The sequence below is a fragment of the Pseudomonas sp. NIBRBAC000502773 genome (assembly GCF_006517195.1).
GTDB classification, from domain to species: Bacteria; Pseudomonadota; Gammaproteobacteria; order Pseudomonadales; family Pseudomonadaceae; genus Aquipseudomonas; species Aquipseudomonas marginalis.
Genome location: NZ_CP041189.1, coordinates 2,082,412 through 2,100,727 on the forward strand (window position 1 = coordinate 2,082,412; position 18,316 = coordinate 2,100,727).

The window sequence follows — 18,316 nt, forward strand, 5'->3', positions numbered from 1 at the left end:
ACGGCCTACCATGCGTACCAGTCAATATTTGCTCGCCACACAGAAAGAAACGCCTTCCGATGCGGTCGTGATCAGCCACCAGCTGATGCTGCGCGCCGGCATGATTCGCAAACTGGCCTCGGGCCTGTACACCTGGCTGCCCATGGGCTTGAAGGTGATGCGCAAGGTCGAAGCCATCGTTCGCGAAGAAATGAATGCTGCCGGCTCTCTCGAAGTGTTGATGCCGAGCACGCAACCGGCCGAGCTGTGGCAGGAATCCGGACGCTGGGAAGAGTACGGCCCTGAGTTGCTGCGCTTCAAGGACCGTCATGGCCGCGACTTCTGCGCCGGCCCGACCCATGAAGAAGTGATCACCGACCTGATGCGCAACGAGTTGAGCAGCTACAAGCAGCTGCCTCTGAACCTGTATCAGATCCAGACCAAATTCCGCGATGAAATCCGCCCACGCTTCGGCTTGATGCGTGGCCGTGAATTCATCATGAAGGACGCCTATTCGTTTCACGCCGACCAGGCATCACTGCAGGTCACCTATGACCGCATGCACCAGGCCTACTGCAACGTGTTCACACGCCTGGGCCTGAAGTTCCGGGCGGTTGAAGCGGACAATGGCTCCATCGGCGGTGCCGGCTCCCACGAATTCCACGTGCTGGCCGAGTCCGGCGAAGACGATATCGCGTTCAGCAACGGTTCCGACTACGCGGCGAACATCGAGAAAGCCGAAGCCGTGCCACGGGAAACCTCCCGTCCAGCCCCGGCTGAAGAACTGCGCCTGGTGGATACGCCAGAGACCAAGACCATCGCGGCCCTGGTGGAGAAATTCAATCTGCCGATTGAAAAGACCATCAAGACCCTGATCGTGCATGCCGAAGAAGAAGGCAAGCTGATCGCCCTGGTGATCCGTGGCGACCACGAACTCAACGAAATCAAGGCCGCCCAGCAACCTGGCGTGGCCAGCCCACTGGTCATGGCCAGCGATGCCGAACTGCGCGACGCCATCGGCGCCGGTGCCGGCTCCCTCGGCCCGCTGAACCTGCCGCTGCCGATCATCATCGACCGTTCGGTCGAGCTGATGAGCGACTTCGGTATCGGCGCGAACATCGACGACAAGCACTACTTCGGCGTGAACTGGGAGCGTGACCTGCCGGTGCCGACCGTGGCCGACCTGCGCAACGTCGTTGCTGGCGACCCAAGCCCGGACGGCAAGGGCACCCTGGAAATCAAGCGCGGCATCGAAGTCGGGCACATCTTCCAGTTGGGCAACAAGTACAGCAAGGCGATGAAGTGCGAAGTGCTGGGCGAGAACGGCAAGCCGATCACCCTCGACATGGGCTGCTACGGCATTGGCGTTTCCCGCGTGGTTGCCGCTGCCATCGAGCAGAACAACGACGAGAAAGGCATTATCTGGAGTGACGCCCTGGCGCCTTTCCAAGTGGCCCTGGTACCGCTGCGTTACGAAACCGAGCAAGTACGCGAAGCCACCGACAAACTGTATGCCGAACTCACGGCCGCTGGTTTTGAAGTGCTGCTGGATGACCGCGACAAGAAAACCAGCCCGGGCATCAAGTTCGCCGACATGGAGCTGATTGGCATCCCGCACCGGATCGTGGTCAGTGACCGCGGCCTGGCCGATGGCAATCTGGAATACAAGAGCCGGACCGAAGCCGAAGCCCAACCGTTGCCGGTGGCTGACGTGCTGTCTTTCCTCCAGGCGCGTATTCGTCGCTGAAAACCAGATCAAGAGACGTCATGTTCAAGCGAAACACCAGAGCCCTGGGGGGCGCCGCCTTATGCGGCGCCCTGCTGGTCAGCGGCTGCGCCAATCAGATGTCGCAACGCAGTGAGCACGAGGAGCGGGTCGAGCGTAAGTTGCTCGACCACAGCCTGCAGATCGATGTAGGCGAACCCAAAGTGCTGGAACTGCCGCAACGCCGGGTTCGTATTCACGAGCAAAAGACCTTTGAGGTCACCGAATTCGAAGTCACCCGTCGTTACGACCGCTACACGCCTTACCAACCCTGGCGCAAACTCTATGAGATGCCCCTGGGTGCAGTGGCTTTGGTCGCGGGTGCGGGCGCCAACGTGGCGAACATCTTCGCCCTCGGCAACCTGCCGACCAGCATGACCCACGACTGGCTGACCTACGGCGTGGACGGTCTCAACCCGTTCATGAACGTGCAATCCCATGGGCGCGCGCAACAGAACCTGGCGGGTATCGATGAAGTCCAGCGCGACAAACGCGTGGAGTATTCGAGCCTGCCCTGGAGCGAACGCCCGGTCCAGGTCACCGCCGGCAAACAGACCCATGAGCTGACCACCGACCGCAACGGCGTGCTGCGCCTGAACCTGTTGGACAGCCCGTTTGCCGAGCAGGACCTGAACCGCGTCACGACCTTGAAGATCAGCGTGGAAGATGGCCAGGACGACGTGCACTCGGACTCGACCCTGGCGATCAGCAGCACCCTGCGCGGCAAGTTGCTGGAAGCCCACGGCCTGATCTACGACGACCTGGAAGACGATGAAGTCAGCCAGTGGGTGCACCGGGTCAAGCGCCTGTCGGAGCTGGGCCTGGAGGAAGAAGCCAGCGAACTGGAACAAAGCCTGATCGAACTGACCCGCAATGATCCCGAGTTGCAGCAGGAATTCCTGCAGGCGTTGACCAAGGATGCGGGGCGGTTGGTGGCGGATCCCGGAGCACGCTGAGGCTGCGGAAACGCTATCGATCCAAATGTGGGAAGGGGCTTGCCTCCTCCCACATTTTGTTTCCGGGTTCTACCAAGAGAACTCTAACTGCTCGTTACCGCCACTCAGGTCCAGCAACCGCACCCCAATCCCCAACAACCGCACCGGTTTCCCACCGCGATTGAACGCCTGGGTCATCAACTGTTGATAACTCTCCAGATCCCGCGCCGCGCCCGCCTGCTCCAGCGTCGTCTGGGTAAAATCATGAAACTTCACCTTAACGAACGGCTTGCCCGCCTTGTAGCTGCTGTCGATACGCGCCATGCGCCCTGCCAGGGTCTCCATCAACTCTGGAAGTTTCGCCAGGCAGCTTGAGAGATCCGGCAGGTCCACATCGTAGGTATTTTCCACACTGATGGACTGCCGCCGGCTGTCGTTCTGCACCACACGCTCATCTATCCCACGGGCCAGGCTCCACAAGCGCTCGCCAAAGCTGCCGAACTCACGCACCAGCGCCAGCTTGTTCCACTCACGCAATTGCAGGCAGTCTTCGATGCCCAGGCGCGCCAGCTTGTCTGCCGTCACCTTGCCCACGCCGTGCAACTTGCTTACCCGCAGTTGGGAGACAAAGTCCTCGACCTGATCCGGGGTGATGACAAACAGGCCGTTGGGCTTTTTCCAATCACTGGCGATCTTGGCCAAGAACTTGTTCGGCGCCACGCCGGCGGACACGGTGATGTGCAATTGGTTGGAGACCCGGCGCCGAATGTCCTGGGCGATGCGCGTGGCGCTGCCGCCAAAGTGCGGGCTGTCGGAGACATCCAAGTAGGCCTCGTCCAGCGACAGGGGCTCGATCAGGTCGGTGTAGTCGCGAAAGATCGTCTGGATTTCCTTCGACGCTTCCTTATAGGCATCCATGCGCGGCTTGACGATGGTCAGGTCCGGGCAGAGCTTCAGGGCATGCCGCGACGACATGGCGGAACGCACCCCGTACGCCCGCGCTTCGTAGTTGCATGTAGCGATCACGCCCCTTCGATCTGCCGACCCACCTACCGCCAGGGGCTTTTGCGCCAGGCTCGGGTCATCGCGCATCTCAATGGCGGCGTAGAAGCAATCACAGTCAACGTGGATGATTTTGCGCTGCGTCATAAGTAGAAAGGCGGGTGTAATCCAACGGGTGGCCAGTATCGCATCCACCCCTGTATATAGCACCAGTAGTTTGAATCTTCCGTCTGAGCGGTAGGAAACTTCCCAGATGAATTTATTTTCTCAATCGAAATTAGCGCCCCAATAGAGCTGAAACCCTTGGCCCTTCTGGCCCGAAGCCCTCAAACGGCTCTGTATGGAGAGCTAACCGATTGAACCACAAGCGCTTTTCTTCGATTCACCGGTTGACACACTCGTGATCCTCTGTAGAATGCCGACACACAGACGCGGGATGGAGCAGTCTGGTAGCTCGTCGGGCTCATAACCCGAAGGTCGTCGGTTCAAATCCGGCTCCCGCAACCAAACATCAAAAAAGGCTACTCGAAAGAGTGGCCTTTTTTGTTTTAGCGAGCGGGCTTGCCCCGCGCGGGACTGGCAAGCAGCCCCACACAAGATAGTGTGCACTTCACCACGGACTGCTCCGCAGCTTGGCGCGGGGCAAGCCCGCTCACTACAAAAAGCGTTTTCAATCGCGAACTTAGGTTGCATGTCAGCTATTTCACACTTATTTGACCCATCGCCTCATTAACGGTTGACACCTCGCCATCTGGCTGTAGAATGCCGCCCACAGACGCGGGATGGAGCAGTCTGGTAGCTCGTCGGGCTCATAACCCGAAGGTCGTCGGTTCAAATCCGGCTCCCGCAACCAAACATCAAAAAAGGCTACTCGAAAGAGTGGCCTTTTTTGTATCCGATGAAAAAGTTCTTCTGAAACAATGGCATGGCATCTTTCATGAAACCGTACGCGGTTTGTTGAGTCCATCTCATTGCACGCTATGCTTACGCCTCTACGACCAATGGCCGCAGTCGCCGCACCCGGTGATCCGCGTTAATATTTGTAATTATTTTGTCCATAGGGATTGGTAACTTGGCTGGATACCTCCATCCTGTCGCGCACAATCCACGAGGTGATTGATGCGCGCCAACTCGTCTGAACCACAAGACACCGTCACAGCAGAACAACCTATCGCCCCCACCCGCTTGCGCTGGCTGGATCTGTTGAGCAAATACCGGCAACCCATCGGGCTGGCCGTGACCTTGTTGCTGTTCGCAATCGCCCTGATCGCCTGTCGGCACCTGCTATTGGAGCTGGATCTCTACGCCCTCCATGACTCGATCCTGGAAGTGCCCAAACCTGCATTGCTCGGTGCGTTCGCCGCCGCCGTCGCGGGGTTCGTCATTCTGCTGGGCTATGAGTTTTCCGGCGCACGCTATGCCGGGGTGAACCTGCCGGCCAAAACCTTGGCCCTTGGCGGCTTTACTGCCTTTGCGATCGGCAATGCCATTGGCCTGTCGATGCTCTCGGGCGGCTCGGTACGCTACCGTTTATATGCACGCCATGGCATCGGGGCTTCGGAAGTCGCCCACATGACCGTGTTCGCCAGCCTGGCACTGGGCTGCGCCCTGCCCCCGCTGGCTGCATTGGCCACGCTGAGCAACTTGCCAGCAGCGTCGACCTACCTGCATTTGCCACAAACGGTGCTCGGCGGCGTTGCCGGCGCAGTGCTGTTGCTGTCGGCCATGTTGTGCATCGGCATCTACCGCCGCCGCCTGCCGGAACAGCCCTACCCGGACAACCTGCTGGTAAAAGCCGGGCGTCGGACCCTGCGTCTGCCTGGCCGGCGCCTGACGTTCCTGCAACTGATCATCACCGCACTGGACGTGGCCGCCGCCGCTACCGTCCTTTATCTGCTGCTGCCGGAAGCACCGCCTTTCGGCCCGTTCCTGCTGGTGTATCTGCTGGCGTTGGCCGCCGGTGTACTCAGCCATGTGCCAGGGGGCGTAGGCGTATTCGAAGCCATCCTGCTTGCCGCATTCGCCGACAAGCTCGGCGCCGCGCCCTTGGCCGCCGCCCTGCTGCTGTACCGCATGATCTACGTGGTCCTGCCGCTGCTGATCGCCTGTGTGTTCCTGCTGGTCAACGAGGCCCAGCGCCTGTTCCAGACTCAGCAAAGCCTGCGGGTAGCCTCGGGTTTGGCAGCGCCGGTGCTGGCCGTACTGGTTTTTTTGTCCGGCGTGGTCCTGCTGTTTTCCGGCGCCACGCCAGAAATCGACTCACGCCTGGAAAACATCGGCTTCCTGATCCCCCACCGCCTGATTGACGCCTCGCACTTCGGTGCCAGCCTGATCGGCGTGCTGTGCCTGTTGCTGGCCCAGGGCCTGCGTCGACGCCTGTCGGCTGCGTGGATGCTGACCATGGTGCTGCTGCTGGTGGGCGCCCTGCTCTCGCTGCTCAAGGGGTTCGATTGGGAAGAAGCCAGCCTGATGACCATGACGGCGATACTGCTGGCGATCTTCCGCCGCTCGTTCTATCGCGCCAGCCGCCTGACCGAGCTGCCTTTCTCACCGCTGTACCTGGTAGCCAGCGTCTGTGTGCTGGGGGCTTCTATCTGGCTGCTGCTGTTCGCGTATCAAGATGTACCGTACAGCCATCAACTGTGGTGGCAGTTCACCCTTGATGCCAACGCCCCGCGCGGCCTGCGTTCGCTGCTGGGCGCCGCCGTGCTGCTGGTCATCGTCTCGCTGACCTGGCTGCTGCGCACCGCACGCCCGGTGATCCACCTGCCGACACCCGATGAACTGGAACGCGCCAGCAAGATCCTGATGGCGTCGTCGCAACCCGACGGCGGCCTGGCGCTGACCGGCGACAAAGCATTGCTGTTCCACCCGAATGACGAAGCGTTCCTGATGTATGCCCGTCGCGGCCGCAGCCTGGTGGCCTTGTATGACCCGATCGGTCCGACCCAGCCCCGTGCCGAAATGATCTGGCAGTTCCGCGACCTGTGCGACATCCATCATGCGCGCCCGGTGTTCTATCAGGTACGCGCCGAGAACCTGCCCTATTACATGGACATCGGCCTCACCGCGATCAAGCTGGGCGAGGAAGCCCGCGTCGACCTGAAACGCTTTGACCTGGAAGCCAAGGGCAAAGAGATGAAGGACCTGCGCTACACCTGGAACCGTGGCACCCGGGATGGCCTGTCCCTGGAGATCTTTGAACCCGGCACGGCACCGATGGATGAATTAAAAGTCATCTCGGACGCCTGGCTTACCGGTAAGAATGTGCGGGAAAAAGGCTTTTCCCTCGGACGCTTCAGCGACGACTACCTCAAGCACTTTCGTATCGCGATCATTCGCTTCGAAGGCCGCCCGGTGGCCTTCGCCAACCTGCTCGAGACCTACAACCATGACCTGGCCAGCCTCGACCTGATGCGCGCCCACCCGGATGCGCCCAAGCTGACCATGGAATTCATGATGGTCGGCCTGATTCAACACTATAAGAATCACGGCTACGCCCGCTTCAGCCTCGGCATGGTGCCGTTGTCGGGCCTGCAACCGCGACGCGGCGCGCCACTGACCCAGCGCCTGGGCTCGATGGTGTTCCGTCGCGGCGAGCAACTGTATAACTTCCAAGGCTTGCGCCGCTTCAAAGACAAGTTCCAGCCTGACTGGGAACCCCGTTACATGGCTGTGCCCGCGGGACTTGACCCGCTGGTGGCACTGGCCGATACCGCCGCCCTGATCGCGGGCGGCTTGACTGGATTGGTGAAACGCTGATGATTCGACGCTCCTGGCGGTATGTATTGGCCTTTGTAGTGCTGCTCGCCCTGGTCCTGGGTGGCGGCTTTTGGTTCTGGAACCGCCCTGCCCCACAGCCGACCCTGGAGCAACTGCCCCAGGCCGACGGCTCGGTGATGACCCGCGTGACTCCGGCCGGCACCCCGAAAGCCCGCGTCGCGGTGGCGGCGATGGCTGACGAAACACTGACCGATAGCCAGCTGATTACCCTGAGCCAGGGCGGCAAGGCGCAGATCGTCCAGGTGATCCTGCCAAAGGATGACTGCAAGCTGCAGGAACAAGCGCTGCAAAGCGCCCTGGGCCAGCTCAAGGGCCCCGCGACCCTGGTCAGCGGCATCGGCCCTGGCGCCGCCCTCGCCTGGCGCTGGCTGGCCACTCAGAGCGACGACAAGGCCAACGCCATCTCCGTCGGCTTCGCGTTGGTGCAGGAAGGGTGCAAGGACCCACTGCCGAAAACCGCAGCACACGGTAATTGGCTGGTGGCCTGGAACGACAACCCTGACGATGAAAGCGCCAGTTTCGTACGTGACACACCGCGCGCCACCACCAGCATCAGCGACTACGACATTCACTATCCGCAAGTGCTGAACAACGAACTGCGCAAGCAACTGGTGGGTTCGGACAACGGCGGCCTGGCGATTCCCGTGGTGGAAGTGCCGGCTGGCCAGGCCAAGGACACCGTGACGCTGTTCCTTTCCGGTGATGGCGGCTGGCGTGACCTCGACCGCGACGTGGCCGGCGAAATGGCCAAGATAGGCTACCCGGTGGTCGGCATCGACACCCTGCGCTACTACTGGCAGCACAAGACCCCGGAACAAAGCGCCAAGGACCTCACCGAGCTGATGCAGCACTACCGGCAGAAATGGGGCACCAAGCGCTTCGTGCTGACCGGTTACTCCTTCGGCGCGGACGTCCTGCCGGCGATCTACAACCGCCTGCCGGAAAACGAACAGCAGCGTGTGGACGTCATCATCCTGCTGGCCTTCGCCCGCACCGGCAGCTTTGAAATCGAAGTGGAAGGTTGGCTGGGCAACGCCGGCAAAGAAGCCGCGACCGGCCCGGAAATGGCCAAGCTGCCGGCTGACAAGGTGGTGTGCATCTACGGTGCCGAAGAAGTCGACGAGAGTGGCTGCACCGACAAGACCGCCGTGGGCGAGGCGGTGAAACTGCCGGGCGGGCATCACTTCGATGAGAACTATCCGGCACTGGCCAAGCGGTTGGTGGATATCATCGTGAAGCACCAGGCCAAAACCGAATAAACCCGAGCCTTACACAAATCAAACTGTGGGAGGGGGCTTGCCCCCGATAGCTGAGCATCAGTCAACAATGCTGTGACTGACCCAACGCTATCGGGAGCAAGCCCCCTCCCACAGTTTTTTGCGGTGTGGGTAAGATCTAGCGCGGTTCGATGTGGGCAATCATCAGTTGCACAGTTTCATTGCCACGAAACTCGTTCACATCCAGCTTGTAGGCCAATTCCACCCAACGTACGGTCGGGTTCGGCCAGACTTCCCGGTCGACGCCGAAGGCAATGCCATCGAGCTTCACCGACCCGCATTCGCTCTTGAGCACCACTTTCAGGTGCCGCTCCCCCACCACCCGCTGCTCGACCAGCTGGAACACGCCATGGAACAACGGCTCGGGAAAGTGTTGCCCCCACGGCCCGGCATGCCGCAATGCGCGCGCCAGTTCCAGGTGAAACTCTTCCACCGCCAGGGTTCCGTCGGACAGCAGGCGCCCGGTGAGGTCTTCTTCGCGCAGCTGCCGACGCACTTCGGCGTCAAAGGCCTCGGCAAACAGTGGGAAATTTTCCTCGGGCAAGGTCAACCCCGCCGCCATGGCGTGGCCGCCATATTTGCTGATCAGGTTGGGATGCTGGCTCGCAACCACCGCCAGGGCATCGCGGATGTGAAAGCCTTGCACAGAGCGCCCTGAGCCCTTGAGCAGGCCATCGCCGGCATCGGCGAAGGCAATGGTGGGGCGGAAATAGCGCTCCTTCATGCGCGACGCAAGAATGCCGATCACACCTTGGTGCCAGTCCGGATCAAACAGGCACAAGCCGTAGGGCATTGAGTCCACCGGCAAGTCCTTGAGCTGAGCCAGGGCCTCGCGCTGCATGCCTTGTTCGATGGATTTGCGGTCCTGGTTCATGCCATCCAGTTGCGCAGCCATTTCCCGTGCCGCGGCGAAATCCGTGGTGAGCAGGCATTCGATGCCCAGGCTCATATCGTCCAGGCGCCCGGCGGCGTTCAAGCGTGGTCCGAGGATAAAGCCGAGGTCGGTGGAGGTGATGCGCGCTGCATCCCGCTTGGCCACTTCGAGGATCGCCTTGATCCCCGGCCGTGCGCGACCGGCACGAATACGCTCCAGGCCCTGATGCACGAGTATGCGGTTATTGGCGTCCAGGGGCACCACGTCGGCGACGCTGCCCAGGGCGACCAGGTCGAGCAGCTCGCCGATGTTGGGTTGAGGCTTGTTTTCATACCAGCCCAAACTGCGCAAACGCGCGCGCAGGGCCATCAGCACGTAGAAGATCACGCCCACGCCGGCCAGGGCCTTGCTCGGGAACTCACAGCCCGGCTGGTTCGGGTTGACGATGGCATCCGCCGCCGGCAGCTCATCCCCGGGCAAGTGGTGATCGGTCACCAATACCTGCAACCCCGCCGCTTTCGCCGCCGCCACGCCTTCGACACTGGAAATGCCATTGTCCACGGTGATCAGCAACTGCGGCTCGCGCTGCAGGGCCACCGCGACGATTTCCGGGGTCAGGCCATAGCCGTATTCGAAGCGGTTGGGCACCAGGTAATCGACATGGGCCGCACCGAGCAAACGCAGGCCCAGGGTGCCTACGGTGCTGGCGGTGGCACCATCGGCGTCGAAGTCACCGACGATGAGGATGCGCTGGCGTTGCTCCAATGCCGTCACCAGCAAGTCCACCGCCGCGTCGATGCCCTTGAGCTGCTGATAGGGAATCAACCGCGCCAGGCTCTTGTCCAGCTCGGCCTCGGACTGCACGCCACGTGCGGCGTAGAGACGGGTCAACAGCGGTGGCAATTCCCCCAGGAAGGGCAGGACGGCGGGCAACGGGCGGGGATCGATACGCATGGGTGACGGGAGCTTCTCTTGAATACAACGGTTAAACGACAACTCTGAAGGCAACACAGATCAAATGTGGGAGGGGGCTTGCCCCCGATAGCGGTGCATCAGCCAGCTTATATATAGCTGACACACCGCAATCGGGGGCAAGCCCCCTCCCACATTTTCAACCGCGTTCGCCGACCAGCCATTGCAGTTGCACTTCGTGCTGGCCACGGTCGTCGGTGACGAAGATCGTGCCTTCACTGATCATCACGTCCCACTTGATCACGCGGGGCATGTCCTTGGCCAGAACCTCCAGAATCTCCTGGGGCACTGCTGCGATGTGGACATTCTTCAGGGTGTTCGCCACCGGCACCACTTTGCCCTCCCAAACACGCAAGCTGCCGTATGCCAGCAGGCTGGTGCGCTCAGTGCGACGCGAGCACCAGGTCAGGCGGTCGGCATCCGGCTGGCCGACTTCGATCCAATGCAAAACCCGATCATCCAGGCTTTTTTCCCACAGGGCTGGCTCGTCTACATCTGACAGGCCACGACCGAACGCCAACTGTTCGTTGTAAAAAAGGGCGTAGGCCAGCAGGCGCACGGTCATGCGTTCTTCAGTTTCCGAGGGGTGGCGAGCGATAGTCTGCTTGACGCTCTCGTACACCGAACGGTCGAGGTCGGTGAGGTTGAGTTCGAATTTGTAGGTCGTGGACGGCTGGGCCATGAACGGGCTTCTAGAGACAGGGAAAGGCGGTCAGTCTAACCGATGGCGAGGTCATTCAACGAATCCTGCGCTGCATCATCCTTATCCCTGGGCTGCTCGCCTATGTTAAAAGGCTTCACACCACCGTTCCGCGCAGACAAGGATCCCCATGTCGTTTAATGCCAAACCGCTTGCCGGCCTGAAAGTCATCGAACTCGGCACCCTGATCGCCGGGCCCTTCGCCTCACGCATTTGTGCTGAATTCGGTGCCGAGGTGGTCAAGGTCGAGTCCCCGGACGGCGGCGATCCGCTGCGTAAATGGCGCAAGCTGTACGAAGGCACCTCGTTGTGGTGGTTTGTGCAGGCGCGCAACAAAAAGTCCCTGACGTTGAACCTCAAGCACCCGGACGGGCTGGCGATTCTCAAGCAACTGCTGGCAGACGCCGACATCCTGATCGAAAACTTCCGCCCCGGCGTGTTGGAGAAGCTTGGCCTGAGCTGGGAAACCCTGCATGGGCTGAACCCGAAACTGGTGATGGTGCGCCTCTCGGGTTTTGGCCAGACCGGACCGATGAAAGACCAGCCCGGATTTGGCGCAGTGGGCGAGTCCATGGGCGGGCTGCGCTATATCACCGGTTTCGAAGATCGCCCGCCGGTGCGCACGGGAATCTCCATTGGCGACTCCATCGCCGCGCTGTGGGCGGTCATCGGTGCCTTGATGGCGCTGCGTCATCGCGAGGTCAACGGCGGTGTGGGCCAGGTGGTGGATGTGGCGCTGTATGAAGCCATCTTCGCCATGATGGAAAGCATGATCCCCGAGTTCGATGTATTCGGGTTTATTCGCGAACGTACCGGCAACATCATGCCCGGCATCACGCCGTCGTCGATCCACACCAGCGCGGACGGCAAGCACGTACAGATCGGTGCCAACGGCGATGCCATCTTCAAACGCTTCATGAGTGCCATCGGCCGTGACGACCTGGCGAACGATCCACAACTGGCCAGCAATGACGGGCGCGACAGCCGTCGCGATGAACTCTATGGCGTGATTGATCGCTGGGTGAACTCGCTGCCGCTGGAGCAGGTGGTGGAGCAACTCAACAAGGCCGAGGTTCCCGCCAGCCGGATCTACAGCGCCGAGGACATGCTGGGCGACCCGCAATTCCTCGCACGCGAGATGTTCCTCAAGGCCCGGCTTCCCGGCGGCAAGGACTTCAAGATGCCGGGCATCGTACCCAAGCTGTCGGACACACCGGGCAGTTGCGAATGGGTGGGGCCGCAACTGGGTGAACACAACGGCGTGGTGCTGGGCGAGTTGGGATACGACGCCGCCGCCATTGTCCGCCTGCGTGAGCAAGGCGCCATCTGATGTCCCACGGTTGCAGGCACTGGTTCAGTGCGCTGTCCCTGGCCGTCATGCTGGCCGGCGGCTGGCCCGTGCCGGCGAGCGCCGAGGGCACGTTGATCTGGTTGCTGCGCGACTTGCCGCCGCTGACCATCTTCGAAGGGCCAGGCAAAGGCCAGGGCGCCCTGGACCAGTTGCTGCCGATACTGATCGAGCACTTGCCGGAATATCGCCACCAGGTAATGCACGTCAATCGCGCGCGCGGCATGCAGATGCTGCGCGAGCCCACGCTCACCTGCGATCCATCCTTGCTGTGGACGGCCGAGCGGGCCAGGTACATCGTATTTTCCAGGCAGGCGTTTGTGGTCGCCAGTAATGGGGTCACGATCCGACGCAGCCAGCAGGGCGCCCTGGCGGCGTTTATCGTAGACGGCCAGTTCGACCTGCAGGCCTTCTTCGACGCCCATGAGGCAAGGGTCGGCGCGATCGCGGAACGCAGCTACGGCGCCGTTATCGATGAGCGACTGAAACAGGCCGACACACACAAACTGGCACTGCACTACGGCAACGATGCCCTTGGCAGCTTGCTGCAGATGCAGCGCCTGGGCCGGCTGGAAGCAGTGCTGGGCTATTGGCCGGAAATCCGCTACCACGCGATGCAACAGGGGATCGCGGCCGAAGACTTGAGTTTCTACCCCATCAAGGGCACAGCGCCTTACCAGCGCACGCATATCGGCTGCTCGGATACACCTGAGGGGCGCGAGGCCATGGAACGGATCAACCAGGTTCTGCTCAGCCTCCCGCTGGAACACGTACAGCAGTCCTATGCCGCCTGGCTGGACCCTGCCATGCGTGAACACTACCTGCGAGACAACCCGAGCTTTTTCCAGGACTCGCCAGCGCCGTGACAAACCCCAGGCAAAAAGAAACCCCGAAGAGTGGGGAGACACTTCGGGGTTAAACGTGGCCTACAAAGACCAGTACAGCAAGGCACAAACACCGGAGCACAATGTTTGCTCTTGCTGTTACAAAATCTGACCGGCCATGACGTGGGAAGTTTCCATCTATAAACAATTCTTCATGCAACGGCAGCGCTGCGGGTCTGGGCGGCGTTGCGCAAGGCCGCGATGACCGAGGGTTCCAGGCGTCCTTCAGCGATCTTGAGGTCGCGCAAAAGGCAATCCACCACATCCACCAATACGCGCTTATCGAGCAATTGCGCCCGGTCGACTTCACGCTCGACCACGATCGCGCCGGCGGGGTTCTTCACGGTTACCAGGCACTCTTCCTGCACACCTGCGGTGGTCAATGTCACCTGATAAGGGCTCAGTGCTTCTTCGAGCAATAGGCTGATACTTTCCATCTCGATCACCACTCAATAGTTCGCAAACATTCTTGTAAACGGGAGCTGCATCTATCCTAAGTGACTGGTTGTGACGTAGGAAAGTTCGCTTTTTCGTTTATGCGGGGTTGTCGGGGGATGACGTTTCCAGCATGCGCTTGCAACATGACAGGCAAAAAACGGCGACACATAAATGCTTACGCAATGGGCTGCTGTTTTGGGCTTCCCCTGCCGCGCAGACCATGGGTGAATCCTATACTCGATGAGCGCTGATCACAGTGCCACGTGGGTAAAGCGTATGCCAAAGGCCCTTATTGCGAAGGAGGAATGCGATGGTGGAAAACGATGAGCGACTGGCGACGATGGAGAGAATGCATGCCGATGTGAGGCGCATCTACGCAGAAATATCACGCATGCAGGCTGAGCAAGACAAGCTCAAATCGGAATCCCTGAAAATAAACTGTGAAACTTTCTGGTACCCCATGGGCGTAGCAATGGCCGTGGTCGCAACGATTGCTTCGATTACTGGAGTAGCGATTAAGTTGCTCTTGTAACCGGCACGCCGTCGGGCCTGCCAGAAACAAAAAACGCCGCTGACCCAAGCGGCGTTTTTGTCTGGGTGACCTGCCTTACAAAGGCTTTCCACGGTTGCCATGCTGGCTGACAAACGCCTGCATCGCCTTCAAGTCATTCGGCAGCACCGTGCAACGCTCTTCACGCTCGAACAGGTCGGTCAGATGCACCGGCAGTTCCAGCGCCTTGCCGACACCCGCCTTCTCCACCGCTTCCGGGAATTTCACTGGATGGGCGGTGCCGAGGATCACCATCGGGATATCCAGGCTGCGACGGCATTCGCGGGCGGCCTTCACCCCAATGGCGGTGTGCGGGTCGAGCAACTCGCCGGTCTGGGCGTAGACCTCGGCGATGGTTTCGCAGGTCTGCGCGTCGTCCACGGCCAGGGAGTCGAACAGCTTGCGGGTTTCGGTCCAGCGCTCTTCATCAACGCTGAAACCGCCGCCGCTCTTGAAGGTGTCCATCAAGCCGGCGATGGCTGCGCCGTTGCGACCGTGCATGTCGAACAGCAGGCGTTCGAAGTTCGACGACACCATGATATCCATGGACGGCGACAAGGTGGCGTGCAGGGTTTCCTTGACGTATTGGTTGCCGCTCATGAAGCGGTGCAGGATGTCGTTACGGTTGGTGGCGACGATCAACTGGTTGATCGGCAGGCCCATGTTACGGGCCAGGTAGCCGGCGAAAATGTCGCCGAAATTGCCGGTCGGCACCGAGAACGACACCGAGCGCGCCGGGCCACCCAATTGCAGCGAGGCGTGGAAGTAGTAGACGATCTGGGCCATGATTCGCGCCCAGTTGATCGAGTTCACCGCCACCAGGCGTGTGCCTTTGAGGAAGCCCTGGTCGGCGAAGCTGTTCTTGACCATTTCCTGGCAGTCATCGAAGTTGCCTTCGATGGCGATGTTATGGATGTTCTCACCGAAGATGGTGGTCATCTGGCGGCGCTGTACTTCCGACACACGCTTGTGCGGGTGCAGGATGAAGATGTCGACGTTTTCGCAGTGCTTGCAGCCTTCGATGGCGGCCGAACCGGTATCACCGGAGGTGGCGCCGATGATCACCACGCGCTCGCCGCGCTTCTCCAGCACGTAGTCCAGCAGGCGACCCAGCAGTTGCAGGGCGAAGTCCTTGAACGCCAGGGTCGGGCCATGGAACAGCTCGAGCACCCATTCGTTGCCGTTGAGCTGGCGCAGAGGCGCGATGGCGCTGTGGGAAAACACGCCGTAGGTCTCTTCCAGAATCTTTTTGAAATCCGCATCGGGGATGCTGCCGGTGACGAATGGGCGCATCACCCGGAACGCCAGCTCGTGGTACGGCAGGCCGGCCCACGAAGCGATTTCTTCCTGGGTAAAGCGTGGCAGGTTTTCCGGCACGTACAGGCCGCCGTCGGTGGCAAGGCCTGCCAGCAAGACGTCTTCGAAATTCAGGGCCGGTGCCTGGCCGCGGGTGCTGATGTAACGCATGACTGGCTCCTCTAAAACATTCTCGAACAGAGGCCGCCGCACACACGGGACCTCTGGAACAGATCGGTTAGTTCAGGTGTTCGACGCGAATCCGCACCACCGGGCCCACGACGCCTTGCAAGGCTTCCAGCGCGGTGATGGCATCGTTGATGTGCTGCTCGAGCACCCGGTGGGTCAGCAGGATCATCGGCACCTGGCCGTTCTGCTCCTCGACTTCCTTCTGCATGATCGACTCGATATTGATACCGCGCTCCGACAGGATGCTGGCCACCTGGGCCAACACGCCCGGGTGATCCTTGGCCTGGATGCGCAGGTAGTAGGCGCTTTCGCAGGCCTCGATCGGCAGGATCGGGTGGGCCGACAGCGAATCCGGCTGGAAGGCCAGGTGCGGTACACGGTTTTCCGGGTCGCTGGTCATGGCGCGAACCACGTCCACCAGGTCGGCGATCACCGACGAAGCGGTCGGCTCCATGCCGGCACCGGCGCCGTAGAACAGCGTGGAACCAGCGGCATCACCGTTGACCATCACGGCGTTCATCACGCCATTGACGTTGGCGATCAGGCGATCGGCCGGGATCAGCGTCGGGTGCACACGCAACTCGATACCCGCCGGGGTGCTGCGCGCGACACCGAGGTGCTTGATGCGGTAGCCCAGGGCTTCGGCGTAGTTCACGTCGGCAGTGGTCAGCCGGGTGATGCCTTCGGTGTAGGCCTTGTCGAACTGCAGCGGGATACCAAAGGCGATGGACGCCAGGATGGTCAGCTTGTGCGCCGCGTCGATGCCTTCCACGTCGAATGTCGGGTCGGCTTCGGCGTACCCCAGGGCCTGGGCTTCGGCCAGTACGTCTTCGAAGGTACGGCCCTTCTCGCGCATTTCGGTGAGGATGAAGTTACCGGTGCCGTTGATGATGCCAGCCACCCAGTTGATGCGGTTGGCGGACAGGCCTTCACGGATCGCCTTGATCACCGGGATACCGCCGGCAACCGCGGCTTCGAATGCCACGATCACGCCTTTCTCGCGGGCCTTGGCGAAGATCTCGTTGCCGTGTACGGCGATCAGCGCCTTGTTGGCGGTGACCACGTGCTTGCCGTTTTCGATCGCCTTGAGCACCAGCTCGCGAGCCACGGTGTAACCGCCCACCAGCTCGATGACGATATCGATTTCAGGGTTGGTGGCCACGGCGAAGACATCGTTGGTAATCGCAATACCGGTCGTTTGGAACTGAGGCTTTGGCGAACGCGTGGCAATTTGCGCCACTTCAATCCCACGCCCTGCACGGCGGGAAATTTCTTCAGCATTACGCTGAAGTACGTTGAAGGTGCCGCCACCGACGGTCCCTAACCCACAGATGCCTACTTTGACCGGTTTCACTGAAGAACTCCCCATGAAACGGCCGACGCTAGGTCGGCCGTGGAAAACAGCCGCACAACTGCGGCTTTCAATTAATGGCCCGTCGACTTATCCACAGGCCATGATCGTCAAAGGTTCGACGATGCTGGTTTATTTGGCACCCAGCGCCAGTTTGGCAACTTGTGGTGCCGGCTGGTAGCCCGGAATCACCTGGCCGTCAGCCAAAACGATGGCCGGTGTACCGTTGACGCCGATGGACTGGCCCAGGGCAAATTGCTTCGACACCGGGTTGGCGCACTTGGCGGCCTTGATTTCCTTGCCATCGACCATCTTGTCCATGGCCGCTTTCTTGTCGGCCGAGCACCATACGGCCTGCAACTGCTCGTCGCCCGGCGAACCCAGGCCCTGGCGCGGGAACGCTACGTAGCGGACTTCCACACCCAGCTTGTTCAGCGCAGGCACTTCGGCATGCAACTTATGGCAGTACGGGCACGTGGTGTCGGTAAACACGGTGATATGGGTCTTGGTCTCGCCGATGGCCGGGTAAACCACGGTTTCAGCCACCGGGATGCCGTTGATCAGCTTGGACACGCCCAGGCGCTCGGCTTTCTCGGTCAGGTTGACCGGCTTGCCGTCCTTGAGCTGGAACAGGTAGCCCTGGACGATGTACTGACCGTCCGCACTGGCGTACAGCACGCGGCTGCCCTTGAGCTTGACTTCATACAGGCCGGCCATCGGGCTGGCGCTGATGCTTTCGATTGGGGTATCGAGCTGCAGGTTGGCCAGGCTCTTGCGGATGGTCTGCTCGGCAGCGTCATCGGCGACGGCAAAGGTGGAAACCAACGCAATGGCTGCGGCGGCAATAATCTGGGTCAAGCGCATGGAAACTCCTGAAGGCAGATGCAGGGACGGGTGCAGGCGCGCCAATACGGAAACACGAGTGCGGGCGGTCCCCTTTGCTAACCGGCAAAGCCTACCACAGTTGGGCCGC

General features: G+C 60.9%; 14 protein-coding genes and 2 tRNA genes. 9 read left to right on the plus strand and 7 right to left on the minus strand.

The genetic code is table 11. The annotated features are described in order from the left end of the window. Positions 1–10 precede the first annotated feature (10 nt). Positions 11–1,726, plus strand: a complete 1,716-nt coding sequence (locus NIBR502773_RS09590) for a proline--tRNA ligase (RefSeq protein ID WP_027605473.1) — start codon at positions 11–13, stop codon at positions 1,724–1,726. Positions 1,727–1,746: 20 nt separating this feature from the next. Beyond that, the gene (locus NIBR502773_RS09595) at positions 1,747–2,700 is read left to right on the plus strand and encodes a hypothetical protein (protein WP_065925011.1); all 954 of its coding nucleotides are present in this window, start codon (positions 1,747–1,749) and stop codon (positions 2,698–2,700) included. Positions 2,701–2,769: 69 nt separating this feature from the next. On the opposite strand, the gene dinB is transcribed toward NIBR502773_RS09595, so the two are convergent. Further along, entirely contained in the window at positions 2,770–3,828 is a 1,059-nt protein-coding gene (gene dinB, locus NIBR502773_RS09600; protein WP_027605471.1) for a DNA polymerase IV, read from the minus strand. A 283-nt stretch (positions 3,829–4,111) separates the two neighbouring features. Between dinB and NIBR502773_RS09605 the strand changes: the two genes are divergently transcribed. The 4 genes from NIBR502773_RS09605 to NIBR502773_RS09620 all read left to right on the plus strand — a co-directional run bounded on the left by NIBR502773_RS09605 (position 4,112) and on the right by NIBR502773_RS09620 (position 8,723). Further along, a tRNA-Met gene (locus NIBR502773_RS09605) sits at positions 4,112–4,188 on the plus strand. A 269-nt stretch (positions 4,189–4,457) separates the two neighbouring features. Beyond that, positions 4,458–4,534 (plus strand) — tRNA-Met (locus NIBR502773_RS09610). Positions 4,535–4,800: 266 nt separating this feature from the next. Then, positions 4,801–7,443, plus strand: coding sequence for a bifunctional lysylphosphatidylglycerol flippase/synthetase MprF (gene mprF / locus NIBR502773_RS09615; protein ID WP_141155926.1), 2,643 nt, complete (start codon positions 4,801–4,803; stop codon positions 7,441–7,443). Beyond that, positions 7,443–8,723, plus strand: a complete 1,281-nt coding sequence (locus tag NIBR502773_RS09620) for a virulence factor family protein (RefSeq protein ID WP_141155927.1) — start codon at positions 7,443–7,445, stop codon at positions 8,721–8,723. Before mprF ends, NIBR502773_RS09620 begins: the two co-directional genes overlap by 1 nt. 136 nt (positions 8,724–8,859) lie before the next feature. On the opposite strand, the gene recJ is transcribed toward NIBR502773_RS09620, so the two are convergent. Both recJ and NIBR502773_RS09630 read right to left on the minus strand, forming a co-directional pair. After that, on the minus strand, positions 8,860–10,569 hold the full coding sequence (recJ, locus tag NIBR502773_RS09625) for a single-stranded-DNA-specific exonuclease RecJ (protein WP_065924825.1): 1,710 nt from the start codon (positions 10,567–10,569) through the stop codon (positions 8,860–8,862). Between the two features lie 157 nt (positions 10,570–10,726). After that, positions 10,727–11,269 carry a YaeQ family protein gene (locus NIBR502773_RS09630; protein WP_027605467.1) on the minus strand — a complete coding sequence of 181 codons (543 nt, stop codon included), beginning with the start codon at positions 11,267–11,269 and terminating at the stop codon, positions 10,727–10,729. A gap of 148 nt (positions 11,270–11,417) precedes the next feature. Here NIBR502773_RS09630 and NIBR502773_RS09635 point away from each other — a divergent pair, with 148 nt between their 5' ends. Together NIBR502773_RS09635 and NIBR502773_RS09640 are read left to right on the plus strand one after the other, a co-directional pair. Then, positions 11,418–12,617, plus strand: a complete 1,200-nt coding sequence (locus NIBR502773_RS09635; RefSeq protein ID WP_065939216.1) for a CaiB/BaiF CoA-transferase family protein — start codon at positions 11,418–11,420, stop codon at positions 12,615–12,617. After that, positions 12,617–13,501, plus strand: coding sequence for a TIGR02285 family protein (locus NIBR502773_RS09640; protein ID WP_115487216.1), 885 nt, complete (start codon positions 12,617–12,619; stop codon positions 13,499–13,501). The genes NIBR502773_RS09635 and NIBR502773_RS09640 overlap by 1 nt, the downstream gene beginning before the upstream one ends. A 170-nt stretch (positions 13,502–13,671) precedes the next feature. On the opposite strand, the gene NIBR502773_RS09645 is transcribed toward NIBR502773_RS09640, so the two are convergent. Further along, entirely contained in the window at positions 13,672–13,956 is a 285-nt protein-coding gene (locus NIBR502773_RS09645; RefSeq protein ID WP_115487217.1) for a DUF3509 domain-containing protein, read from the minus strand. 311 nt (positions 13,957–14,267) lie between these two features. Between NIBR502773_RS09645 and NIBR502773_RS09650 the strand changes: the two genes are divergently transcribed. Next, a complete protein-coding gene (locus NIBR502773_RS09650) occupies positions 14,268–14,489 on the plus strand; it encodes a hypothetical protein (RefSeq protein WP_141155928.1) in 222 nt (73 codons plus the stop codon). A 75-nt stretch (positions 14,490–14,564) separates the two neighbouring features. Here NIBR502773_RS09650 and thrC read toward each other — a convergent pair whose 3' ends face one another. From thrC to NIBR502773_RS09665, 3 genes are all read right to left on the minus strand, one after another. After that, entirely contained in the window at positions 14,565–15,974 is a 1,410-nt protein-coding gene (thrC, locus tag NIBR502773_RS09655; RefSeq protein WP_027605462.1) for a threonine synthase, read from the minus strand. A gap of 67 nt (positions 15,975–16,041) precedes the next feature. Further along, positions 16,042–17,346, minus strand: coding sequence for a homoserine dehydrogenase (locus NIBR502773_RS09660; protein ID WP_065939217.1), 1,305 nt, complete (start codon positions 17,344–17,346; stop codon positions 16,042–16,044). Positions 17,347–17,475: 129 nt separating this feature from the next. After that, positions 17,476–18,207 carry a thioredoxin fold domain-containing protein gene (locus NIBR502773_RS09665; RefSeq protein WP_027605460.1) on the minus strand — a complete coding sequence of 244 codons (732 nt, stop codon included), beginning with the start codon at positions 18,205–18,207 and terminating at the stop codon, positions 17,476–17,478. Between the last annotated feature and the right edge of the window lie 109 nt (positions 18,208–18,316).

What these genes read in the sequence shown, in the direction of transcription:
- dinB (WP_027605471.1), bottom strand. Translation starts at nt 3,828, where the DNA reads ATGACGCAGCGCAAAATCATCCACGTTGACTGTGATTGCTTCTACGCC.
- NIBR502773_RS09595 (WP_065925011.1), top strand. Translation starts at nt 1,747, where the DNA reads ATGTTCAAGCGAAACACCAGAGCCCTGGGGGGCGCCGCCTTATGCGGC.
- NIBR502773_RS09645 (WP_115487217.1), bottom strand. Translation starts at nt 13,956, where the DNA reads ATGGAAAGTATCAGCCTATTGCTCGAAGAAGCACTGAGCCCTTATCAG.
- NIBR502773_RS09640 (WP_115487216.1), top strand. Translation starts at nt 12,617, where the DNA reads ATGTCCCACGGTTGCAGGCACTGGTTCAGTGCGCTGTCCCTGGCCGTC.
- NIBR502773_RS09590 (WP_027605473.1), top strand. Translation starts at nt 11, where the DNA reads ATGCGTACCAGTCAATATTTGCTCGCCACACAGAAAGAAACGCCTTCC.
- mprF (WP_141155926.1), top strand. Translation starts at nt 4,801, where the DNA reads ATGCGCGCCAACTCGTCTGAACCACAAGACACCGTCACAGCAGAACAA.
- NIBR502773_RS09665 (WP_027605460.1), bottom strand. Translation starts at nt 18,207, where the DNA reads ATGCGCTTGACCCAGATTATTGCCGCCGCAGCCATTGCGTTGGTTTCC.
- NIBR502773_RS09650 (WP_141155928.1), top strand. Translation starts at nt 14,268, where the DNA reads ATGGTGGAAAACGATGAGCGACTGGCGACGATGGAGAGAATGCATGCC.
- NIBR502773_RS09620 (WP_141155927.1), top strand. Translation starts at nt 7,443, where the DNA reads ATGATTCGACGCTCCTGGCGGTATGTATTGGCCTTTGTAGTGCTGCTC.
- thrC (WP_027605462.1), bottom strand. Translation starts at nt 15,974, where the DNA reads ATGCGTTACATCAGCACCCGCGGCCAGGCACCGGCCCTGAATTTCGAA.
- recJ (WP_065924825.1), bottom strand. Translation starts at nt 10,569, where the DNA reads ATGCGTATCGATCCCCGCCCGTTGCCCGCCGTCCTGCCCTTCCTGGGG.
- NIBR502773_RS09630 (WP_027605467.1), bottom strand. Translation starts at nt 11,269, where the DNA reads ATGGCCCAGCCGTCCACGACCTACAAATTCGAACTCAACCTCACCGAC.
- NIBR502773_RS09635 (WP_065939216.1), top strand. Translation starts at nt 11,418, where the DNA reads ATGTCGTTTAATGCCAAACCGCTTGCCGGCCTGAAAGTCATCGAACTC.